Raw genomic sequence first — 8858 nt, forward strand, 5'->3', positions numbered from 1 at the left:
CCATCAATAAACAGCGAGTATCGACAAATAAAAAAAACCTTTATGCAATACCGGCCAAGAATTCAACTGCGGCAGCATCTCCTTCCTCAGCTGATCGCCTGATCCAGCGCATACCCTCCGCGGGTTCACGCTCAGCGCCTTCACCATGAAGGAGCGCCAATCCATACTCATACATTGCTGGAGGAAAGCCGGTTATCGCAGATTTCCTGAATAGATCCACCGCCCTCACAACATCCTTGTCAAGAAAGTCTCCAAACCGCAGATAGCAACCAAGTCTAAATTGTGCAGGCGCATATCCCAATGAGGCAGATTTACAAACCTGCTCCAGACTACGCTTCTCGAAGTCCGACAAGGGCTCGGCAGAGCTGCTTATGGTCGAAGAAAGAAACAGCGCCTCTGCCAGCCCCGCCCTCACCCCCTCAGCAATAGCCAATGCAGCCCCAGCCAGATCACCAATCTCAACCAGTGAATCAAACTCGGTCGTCAGCAAAGTCGGCAAATTAGCCATGCGGAATAATCCTATCTCCAGTTGGGCTTACACATCTACATTGAACATGGTGAGTCGATTTTGCCCCAAGATTGTCCTTCGCATCTTTTTCAGCCATCCTTTTCGCCTCAGATACGCTCCTCCCAAAACCGTACCCAAACGCGAACTCTTTGTCATCAATTGAGCAATTGCCCTCACTACGCCCATCCCTATTCGCGCGACAGACGCAAGCATACCCCCCTCTTTTTCTTTCTGGCCAAGGGACCGAACGCCCGTCTGTGGATGACGAGGAGAAGGCCTGATTAAGAAGCGCGCCCGCGACAGCTTGATTAACGCCATTAGGGTTCACCCAACCAGCGGGATTTGCCAACTGCCCCATTCCCGCCAACGTACTCAACGTGTCAGACGTCGATGCCCCACCAGGCGAGTAGTATCCACCCTGAAATTCGTTGCCAGCAAACCCTGAAGCTCCGTTCGCGTGGTAGTTGCCCAGCACCCTAACCCGTTGCTGACCAAATCTATCGATGAACGACGTCGGCGCTCCACCAACATAGCCGTATGTGGAAACGCCCCCAGCAAGCCCAATCGGATCGCTTTGGGAGTAGCGCCCCACTGCTGGGTCATACTCACGTTGATAGTTGTAGAACAAGCCGGTCGCTTCCGTCGCCTGCTGCCCGGGGAAACGAAGTGGAAGGTCGAATGCCACGCCGTCTCCATCTGGATCCATATTCGGCATCTGATTGCCGAATACTTCGCTCTTGCTGCTCCATTCCCATATGGCAGTGTTGCGGACAGGATCGACCACGACGCGCGGCGTTCCGAGGTGATCGGGCTGGATGTAGACCAACTCCGGAGAACTAGCGTCTGCAGAGCTGATCAATGCCACTGGATAGTCATCAAGCCAGATCGCCTGCTGCGACCGACCTGATTCAAAGTGGTCGCCCAGCCATTGCCCGGCTTCGTCATAGAGGGTGATCTGCTTATCACCGCCGAACGGAACGCGAAGAATGCGTTCCCCTAGGTGATTGTATGCGTAGCCCTCAAGCACATTCCCGTCCTGCTTCACCGCTGCCATGCGATTGGCGTCGTTGTACACGTATTCCTTGCCTTCCACGCGAACGGTGTTGCCGGAGGCATCATGATCGCGCCCCACACCATCCACAGCCGTCAGGTGATGGCTCGTCGCGGGATAGGTGTAGAGCGAGGTGCCACCCGCGGTCTTCAGCGACGTGCGGTTACCAGTGGAATCGTATGCATAGGTTTCGATGGGCGTTGCGGTGAGCCCATCCTGAGTCTGCGTGAGGCGCCCCAAGGCATCATAGGCATAGCGGGCCATCACCTGCGAGCCACTGCCATTCTTCAGCGCAACGATGGAGCCAACGGGATCGTAGCTGTAGCTCTGGGAGAGCCCCCCGGGAGTCGGATCATTCACAGCCTGTGCGCGATAGTCGAGATCCAGAGAACGATCCAGCCGCCGACCATTGCCATACGTCCAGCCGATCGCCGGACCGAAGGCGGCGTAGGCTACGTCCTTCACCACGACCTGCCGGGCCTGACCAAGCCGGGTCAGGCCAATTTGATTCACACGATCAAAGCCATCCCGGACGTAGTCGACAATGCTCCCGTCCGGGTACACCAATGTCGCAAGGTTTCCGGATGGACTGTAGGAGTATCGCACTGTCCGTGTCAGACCATTGATCGTCTGCACCTTCCGGGTGATCTGGCCAAGCCGACCGTAGCAATACAGCGTGCTGCCGCCAGCATGCTGCACCTCGCCGAGCCTCCCCTTTGCAAACCGCTCGTCGGCAGGGCACGACTCTGGCGCCAGGTCATAGCTGTAGCTCACGTCAAGACTGGTATCCGGGTAGGCAATTCCAATCACCCGATCCAGAGCATCGTACCGATACGAAGCAGTAACACCACGGGCATCGGTGAACGTCCGACGGTTACCACCGGAGTCAACCGTGTACAGACTGGCACCGCTGTCTGGACTGACTTGCCCAGTCAGGTCGCCGAAGCCGTTGTAGGAATAGGTTGTAGACAGCCCCTTGGGATCAGTTACCCGGGTCACCTGATCCATGGCGTTGTAGTGCGTACGGACTTCCACATTCAAACCACCGACATCCTGAAGGGACAGCACAAGGCGATTCAATGGATCGTATTGCTGTCGGTTCTTGCGGCCCAGAGCATCGGTCGTGGAAGCGATGTTACCGTTGGCATCGTAGGAGAAATCAGTGGGATTGGCGCCGGCATCCGCCTCTGTCGTCAATTGCCCGAACTGGTTGTAGATCCGGCTGAGCGCTCGCTTCAGTTCGCCATTTACATCCCGCGTCTCTTCCGCGACGCGATTCCCCGCATTGTCCAGGATGAAGGTGATTGAGTTTCCTTGGCTATCGGAAATCGCCGTCAATCGGTGAGCTACGTCGTAGGAGTAGGAAATAGAGGATCCATCTGGCTGCGTTACCCGCTTGACGAGGCCTGTGGGCCAGTAGTCGAGGCGGGTGGTGCGTGCGTCGGCGCCGGACGCGGAATCAAATCTGAAGATGGTTGGCCAACCACGCGGATGATAAGCAACCTCGGTAACGACGCCATTGGGGTCTTTGACAGATGTCGGCCGCCCGACCCCGTCATAGGCAAGCACCTCGGAGATGTGACCCGCTGCGTTGACTACTTTCCACAGGTCGCCTTTCCTGTAGAGGCATGAGCCGGAGCCCGCAGCGCAGCCCGCATCGCTGCTGGGATAGTAGACATAGGAGGTCGTGTCAGTGACATCCAATCGGGGGCCGTCGACCTGAGTAAGCAGACCAAGCAATGGGCACCGCCCTGCCGCCACATCATCCGCTTCGCAGTAGGTGCTCGTCGTGGTTCGCGTCTCGCCCGTCGCCGGATCGATCTGCGTGGCAGCCAGCGCTTGCCCGCGTGCGTTATAGGTCCAGGTGGACCTGGATACCAATACGTTCGCCGCATCAAGAATGCGGCGCTCGACCGGCACCCTCAAACTGGGATGCCAGTCGGTCTGCACGGTTCGCCGCAGACCCGTTGCATCGTTGGCAGCTTCGACACGCTGGACCTCGAGCAGCCGCGCGTTGTGACTGAATGTTGTCTCGTTACCGGCAAAGTCCACCGATGACTGCACCATGCCATTTCCATCATAGGTCTTGGCCCTGGCGGTGTTACTGCACCCCAGACACAGCTCATCGAGGGACGCGAGCCGGGCGACACGATGTTTCACATCGAAGCCATAGTGGCGCACCTTCCCCAAGCTGTCGGTGACAGTCGTCGTGCCATCGTCATTGAACGCCAGCAAGGTTCTATCGACGGTACCCGTCGCGTAGTCACCGTGGACACTCAAAACACCACGCCGATAGCCATCGTAACCCCAGCTCGCGTAGCGCTGACCACTTTCATCGGTGATGCCCGTCAACGTGTGGGGCTGGGAAACACCAGTCGTCTGATCCAATTCGTTGTAGTGGTAGCGACGGACGGACTCACCGGCTGGCGCTTCCGGATAGGAAACGCTGACCAGATCCCCATCGGCGTAGCCATATCGGATAACACGCCCGGTTGGCAACGTGACCGATGCGACCATTCGATCCTTGTACGAGAAGACCAGACTTCGCCCTTCGGGGTCAGTTACCTTCTCCAGTCGCTTGATCCCATCCGCATAGGTATTGGACAGTACCTGTCGATGACCGCCAAGATCGGTGATCGAGGTGAGCAGACCATCACGATCATAGGTTTCTACAGCGCCATCGCCGCGCGAATAGGTGAACGAGCTGAGTGCCCCTCCACTCATGAAAACACTGATCCTACCTGCAACATCTGCATCGCTCAGCCACTCATCGCCAACGCGGGTGAAGCTCTGCCGCGCTCCATTTGAGCGCCGTGCAATGATCCGATACATCACATAGTTGCCATCCGTCACCGGATAAAGGCGTGCTGAGTACGAATGCGTCCAACCCGCCCCCATCGGCAGAGGATCACCTTCAAGCGCGCGACCGCTGTTGTATGTCCTCTCCAGGCTCAGAGGGAAGACGCCCGCACCAATAAAGTCGACTTCATGCTGCCGCTTGTTGCCGGTGGCGCTGTCAATGGGATTGCTTCCGTTGCCTCCCGCAATGAGACAATTGCTGTCGCATTTCGGTGAGCCGTACTCGCCAGTTTCAGGATCCTCGAGACCGGGAAGCGGATACTCGGGTGGGCCGTCATTTTGAACGCATCGCCCTGCACGCCTGCTCCACCGTTCCCCGGCGAGGCAGCCAAAACGCCAAGAGGCATAGTATTGTGACGGCTGGCCTACAGGGCGCAAGAAGATTCCCGACTCTGGCGGATAACCTTGCCTAATAACTCCGAAGCCGGGAGTGCAGTAGCTTGGCTCTGAAAGACGGGCGCGCGCGGACTCACACCAAGACATCGCCTGATGCATTGTTGTTTCAGCCAATGCACTAGATGCTGAGGCACATCCAGCTACCAGCAGAAAGAGGATCAGCACCCTGTGCAGGATGGCATCTGACGTCCTGCTGCGGCACCATGACCGCATGCGTGAATCCATCGTTCGTTCGATATCTAACACTGCACTTCCTCCATGAAATTGGGATCAGCTCTCCTCGACCACAACATCATGCGCAGGCCGTACAAAAGCAGCGCACGTGATGAAGCCAATTGAATAGATCGAGTTGAGCTCCCGCCTCGTCACGCTACAGTCCGCCCCCCCCCCCCGCTCTCAATCGTGATACCCGATCGCAGAAGGGGACAAACAACATCGAAGGAAACCTACACTATCGCCGCATCAATGACATTGCCCATAAGCGTCAACTGAGACAATTAGCGGCGAATCTGGGCATAGCCGAACGAGATCGACCCACCAGTTTCGTGCAGCAACATCCAGCACAACCGGAGTCAGACTGATGACACGAGCCCTCAACTGACGGCATTCGCCCGAGGGATCCGTCTCGCACTGCTCGGAAAAACAAAAAAGCCCCTGCTTCCAGGGGCTCATCTGTACTTCTTGGCGGAGAGAGTGGGATTCGAACCCACGGAAGGTTTAACCCTTCGCCGGTTTTCAAGACCGGTGCCTTAAACCGCTCGGCCATCTCTCCAATCGGGTCCCGGTCGCCCGGGCAGCGCCGTATTCTCGCACGTGAAGGGCATTTGCCCAAGACCACCTTGCTCCCGCCCTTCCCATCCGGCACGGTAGGGCCTCCACTGCAATCGGATCCCCCATGGCCCACCTCGATCTGGCCAACCTGCGCACCACCCTGCTGGACGACACCCAGCTGGCCGCAGTGGCCCTGCACCGCACCTTCGCCGGCCACCTGCCGGTCAGCAGCGGGCATCTGGTGGTCTGTGATCCGCTGGTCCAGGCCGAGGCACCTGCGCTGGCCGACTACACCGCCCCGCTGGGCCGCCATCCGGTGGAGATCATCGTGCACAGCGGCCGCCCGGCACTGGCCGTGGTCTGGTTCAAGCCCCGCGAAGCCCTCACGGCATCTGCCCTGCACTGGCAGATGGCGCGCTGGACCACGCAGGACCTGACCGGCCTGGATGAGGACAGCTTCATCGGCTATCCGGTCGACGCCGGCATCGGCTGTTTCATGGACACCGATACCCAGCAGGCATTGCTGGCCCTGATCGAACAGGCCAATGGCGACGAAGACAGCGCGTGGTCCGATGCGCTGATCGACCACGACGGTCTGGATGAAGGCGCCGAGTACCGTCCGTGGGGCGAGGACTCGCCACACGGCCTGGTCGTATTCACCAGCGGCTGGGGCGACGGTGTGTATCCGAGCTACTGGGCGCTGGATACCTCCGGCATTCCAGTTGCCCTGGTGACTGATTTCCTGTGCATCCAGGGCGGTGACGGGCGCGACGAGCGCGAGATCGCCGACCAGGCCTATCGCGACAGCCTGCCCGCGGCGGAATCCGAGGCACTGGCACGACTGGTGGCCGCGGTGGAGCGCGACGACGCGGATGCGCTGCGCGCCCTGTTGAAGGATGCGCCGCAGCGCGCCAATCAGATTGAACCGGGCTGCGGCGGCACCGCGGTGTTCGAGGCGATCAGGCTGGACCGCCCAGAGGCGTTGCGCGTGCTGCTGCAGGGCGGCGCGTTGCCAGCGATGCCGGAGCGCCTGCACATGAGCAAAGTGACCAGCTACTTGGACTATGCGCGCTTCCTGAAGAAGCCGCGCAGCGCGGAGCTGATGGCAGTACTGGAAGCGCCGGTGGTGGCTGCCGCCCCCACGCCGATGCCGGCACCGCAGCGCAGCTTCTGGGACCGGTTGTTCGGGCGGAAGTGATCGACCCCGGAAACAGCAACGCCGGGCATGGCCCGGCGCTACCGTTCAGCTCTCTCAGCCCGCATCCACCGCCAGCGCACCCAGTGCACTGGCCTTGATCCGCTCCTTGGCCTTCTCGCAGGCACCATCGCAATGCAGGCGCGAGGCCTCCAGCTGCGGCGGCAGATGTTCGGCCAGGAAGTCGATGAACACGCGCACCGCCGGCAGCAGGCCACGGCGCGAGGCGAACACGGCATGGCACACGCCCTGCGGCAGCGACCAGTCCGGCAGCACCACTTCCAGTTCGCCATTGCGCACGGCGTCGGCGCATACGGTTTCCGGCAGCATGGTGATGCCGAAGCCGTCCTTCACCATGCTCTGCAGCAGCGGGAAGTCGAAACCGGCTACGCGCGGCTGCAGGTCGACCCGGCGCACTTCGCCTTCCGGACCATGCAGTTCCCAGCGCTGGCGTGCTTCGTCTTCGCTGATGCTGAGGGTGACGTGCTGGGTCAGTTCTTCCGGATCCTTGGGGCGTCCGGCACGGTCCAGGTACTTCGGGCTGGCCACCAGCAGTTCCTGCACCTGGCCGAAGCTGCGCATCACCAGGCTGCCGTCGTCGTCCAGGCGCGAACGCACGCGCAGGGCCACGTCGTAGCCTTCATTGATGATGTCCACGCGGCGGTTGCTGATGTTCAGCTGCAGGCGCACCTTCGGGTACTGCTCGAGGAACTTGGGCAGCAGCTTGGGCAGCTGCATCTGCGCCAGCGACACCGGTACGCTGGCACGCACCACGCCACGCGGTTCCGCACTGAGTCGGTCGACCACTTCGCGGGCGGCCTGCGCCTCGGCCAGCATCGTCTGCGCGTGGCGATGCACGCTGGTGCCGACGTCGGTGACCGCGAAGCGGCGCGTGGAGCGCTGCAGCAGGCGCACGCCCAGGTCGGTCTCCAGCTGGCTGATGCGGCGGCTCAGGCGCGACTTGGGGATGCCCAGCGCGCGCTCGGCGGCGGCAAATCCACCGTGGTCGACCACCATCGCAAAGTAGTACAGATCATTCAGGTCATGCATGCCCGAGTTCCATATCTAGAACAATACGTGGCATTCAATCACCTTTATCCCGCCTTTGCAACAACCTATCGTTCTCTCCGTCGGCGGGGCCTACCCGCTTCTTCCTTCCAGAACATAGGTGACTGCCATGAAGCTTCTGCATCTCGACGCCAGCGTGCTTGGCGAGAACTCCGTCTCCCGCCACCTGACCGCCGCCGTGGTGGCCCGGTTCAAGCAGCAGGTCGACGGCCTGCAGGTCGATTATCGCGATCTTGACGCCAATCCGGTACCGCATCTGCGCAGCAGCTCGCTGGCCAAGGCCGACGCGGCCGAAGCCGCCGATGCTGAACAGGTGCTGGAACAGTTCCTTGCTGCGGACATCGTGGTGATCGGCGCGCCGATGTACAACTTCAGCATTCCGTCCACCCTGAAGGCCTGGATCGACCGCGTAGCCGTGGCCGGGCGCACCTTCAAGTACACCGAGAACGGCCCGGTCGGCCTGGCCGGCGGCAAGCGCGTGATCGTGGTCAGCAGCCGCGGCGGCATCTATACCGATTCGCCGGCCGACTTCCAGGAGCCGTTCCTGCGCCAGACGTTCGCCTTCTGGGGCATCAACGACATCGAGTTCGTGCGCGCCGAGGGCATCGCCTACTCGCCGCAGCACCGTGAAGACGCCATCGCCGGCGCGCTGGCGGCCCTGCCGTCGCACGAAGCGGCTGAAGCCGCCGCTGCATAAGCGTTCCAGCGTTCGGCGCCGCTCTCTCCTCGTCGAGGCGCTGAACGCGGGCCGGGATCCCCTCCCCCATCCCGGCCCACCCTGGCGGCCCCGCTGTGCGGGGCCGCTTTTTTGTGGCGCCTGGTCTGAGGGCCTGCGCTATCCACGCATGGCGTGGATCTACTGATGCGCGCGGTAGCAACTGTCTTGTCAGGGGCAGCCGAGGGCCACCTCGGCGTCTCGCTTACGGGCGTTGAGGATCACCAGCATTTTGCGCATGACCGCCACGAGCGCCACCTTGCTTGCTTTGCCCTTGGCCTTCAGGCCAGCGTAA

The 8858-nt window shown here is 60.8% G+C and carries 5 protein-coding genes, 1 tRNA gene and 1 pseudogene; 2 read left to right on the top strand and 5 right to left on the bottom strand.

What is annotated here, in order from left to right:
* Positions 1-40: 40 nt before the first annotated feature.
* The 3 genes from AC5P88_RS19560 to AC5P88_RS19570 form a co-directional block, all read right to left on the bottom strand.
* Positions 41-508: a tetratricopeptide repeat protein gene (locus AC5P88_RS19560; protein WP_495225828.1), complete on the bottom strand. Its 468-nt coding sequence runs from the start codon at positions 506-508 to the stop codon at positions 41-43.
* Positions 501-4796, bottom strand: a complete 4296-nt coding sequence (locus AC5P88_RS19565; RefSeq protein WP_495225829.1) for an RHS repeat-associated core domain-containing protein — start codon at positions 4794-4796, stop codon at positions 501-503. The genes AC5P88_RS19560 and AC5P88_RS19565 overlap by 8 nt, the downstream gene beginning before the upstream one ends.
* Before the next feature lie 700 nt (positions 4797-5496).
* Positions 5497-5586, bottom strand: a tRNA-Ser gene (locus AC5P88_RS19570).
* Between the two features lie 123 nt (positions 5587-5709).
* On the opposite strand from AC5P88_RS19570, the gene AC5P88_RS19575 reads away from it, so the two are divergent.
* Positions 5710-6783, top strand: a complete 1074-nt coding sequence (locus tag AC5P88_RS19575; protein ID WP_495225830.1) for a DUF4241 domain-containing protein — start codon at positions 5710-5712, stop codon at positions 6781-6783.
* A 54-nt stretch (positions 6784-6837) separates the two neighbouring features.
* Here the strand turns inward: AC5P88_RS19575 and AC5P88_RS19580 are convergent, their stop codons facing one another.
* Positions 6838-7830, bottom strand: a complete 993-nt coding sequence (locus AC5P88_RS19580; RefSeq protein WP_049429058.1) for a LysR family transcriptional regulator — start codon at positions 7828-7830, stop codon at positions 6838-6840.
* Positions 7831-7957: 127 nt separating this feature from the next.
* Between AC5P88_RS19580 and AC5P88_RS19585 the strand changes: the two genes are divergently transcribed.
* Entirely contained in the window at positions 7958-8545 is a 588-nt protein-coding gene (locus tag AC5P88_RS19585; protein ID WP_164225645.1) for an FMN-dependent NADH-azoreductase, read from the top strand.
* A 189-nt stretch (positions 8546-8734) separates the two neighbouring features.
* On the opposite strand, the pseudogene AC5P88_RS19590 reads toward AC5P88_RS19585, so the two are convergent.
* Positions 8735-8858: pseudogene (locus AC5P88_RS19590) on the bottom strand (IS110 family transposase); the annotation flags it as partial.

It is taken from the genome of Stenotrophomonas sp. YJH_SMC_8 (assembly GCF_059371315.1).